Consider the following 646-nt stretch of genomic DNA (forward strand, 5'->3'; position numbering starts at 1 on the left):
AGCTTATAATGCAATAACTGACACTTATACTGCTCCAACCTATACCTTGGATGACGGGACTAATACTGGCTCCAATACCACGGTCAATAACGTTGGTGGCGCGCTAGGTAACTTAGATACTCGTACTACCACCAATACAGCTGACATCAATAAAGGTATTAGCTTTGGGAATGGCACGACAGACAATAATTTTGCGCTAGGCGATACTATTAACGTCACTGGTGACAGTAATATCATTTCTACTACCACCGCTGATGGCGTACAAGTTAGTTTAAATGAGAGCGTTGATCTTGGAGTAAATGGTAGCGTTAGAACAGGTAATACTACCGTCAATAGATCTGGTATTACTTTAACCGGTGGTACAAACCAAACAGTGACTCTAAGCAATGAAGGTCTTAATAACGGTGGCAATCGTATTACTAAAGTTGCCGACGGTATCGTAGCTGATGACGCGGTGAATTTCGGTCAATTAGATGCAGCAGCAGGGGCTGCTGATACCAAGACTGATGCGCTAGGCAATAGTACAGCGAGTAACCTAGGTGGCGGCGCGAACTATAACGCAGCCACTGGCGTAGTTGAAGCGCCCACTTATACCTTAAATAACGGCGATAACGATGGTAACACCACAGGCTATAACGATGTCGAT

At 44.6% G+C, this 646-nt stretch carries 1 protein-coding gene; it reads left to right on the forward strand.

Going from position 1 to position 646, the window contains the following annotated elements; genetic code table 11:
- Positions 1-46 precede the first annotated feature (46 nt).
- Positions 47-646: hypothetical protein (locus tag ACS8FD_RS21615; protein ID WP_439277385.1), on the forward strand; the 600-nt coding region annotated here is incomplete at its 3' end.

The sequence above is a fragment of the Psychrobacter sp. 1U2 genome (assembly GCF_051847575.1).